The 1,019-nt window shown below is 66.3% G+C and carries 1 protein-coding gene; it reads left to right on the forward strand.

Translation table 11 applies throughout. The features are described from left to right. The coding region (locus JKL46_RS34875; protein ID WP_201843029.1) for an ABC transporter ATP-binding protein at positions 1-1,019 on the forward strand (1,019 nt) is incomplete at both ends.

Here is a 1,019-nt window from a genome sequence, read left to right on the forward strand (position 1 = left end):
AAGAACTTCGGAACCGTCCCGGTCATTCACGGCGTGTCGATCGAGATCCAGGACGGCGAGTTCGTGATCCTGGTCGGGCCGTCGGGCTGCGGCAAATCCACTCTTCTGCGCATGATCGCAGGCCTGGAGAGCGTGTCCGGCGGCGAGCTCCGCATCGGCCCGAAGGTGGTCAACGACGTCCCGCCCAAGGAGCGCGACATCGCCATGGTGTTCCAGAACTATGCGCTCTACCCGCATATGACGGTCGCCGACAACATGGCGTTCTCGCTCAAGCTGAAGCGGGCGCCGAAATCCGAGATCAAGAGCCGCGTCGACCGCGCCGCCGAGATCCTCGGCCTCGGCAAGCTGCTCGACCGCTATCCGCGCCAGCTCTCCGGCGGCCAGCGCCAGCGCGTCGCCATGGGCCGCGCCATCGTGCGCGATCCGCAGGTCTTCCTGTTCGACGAGCCGTTGTCCAACCTCGATGCCAAGCTGCGCGTCGCCATGCGCACCGAGATCAAGGCGCTGCATCAGCGCCTGAAGACCACCACCATCTACGTCACCCACGACCAGATCGAGGCCATGACCATGGCCGACAAGATCGTGGTGATGCACGATGGCGTGGTCGAGCAGGTCGGCGCGCCGCTCGAACTCTACGACCGTCCGGCCAACCTGTTCGTGGCCGGCTTCATCGGCTCGCCGGCGATGAACTTCCTGAAAGGGCATCTGCAGGGCGGGCGCTTCGTCACCGACAGCGGGTTGACCCTGCCGGTCGCCCATGCGCCGGCGGCGTCCGACGGGCAGCCGATCATCTACGGCATCCGGCCCGAGCACTTCATCCTCGACGAGGCCAACGGCCTGCCGGCCGAGGTGGCGGTGGTCGAGCCGACCGGCTCGGAGACGCAGGTCTTTGCCAAGTTCGGCGGCACCGACATCGTCGGCGTGTTCCGCGAACGCGTGAATGCCGAGCCGGGCCACGAGATCCGCATCACGCCCGATCCGAAGTTCGTCCACCTCTTCGACGAGCAGACCGGAAAACG

The organism is Microvirga zambiensis WSM3693 (assembly GCF_016735695.1).
GTDB classification, from domain to species: Bacteria; Pseudomonadota; Alphaproteobacteria; order Rhizobiales; family Beijerinckiaceae; genus Microvirga; species Microvirga zambiensis.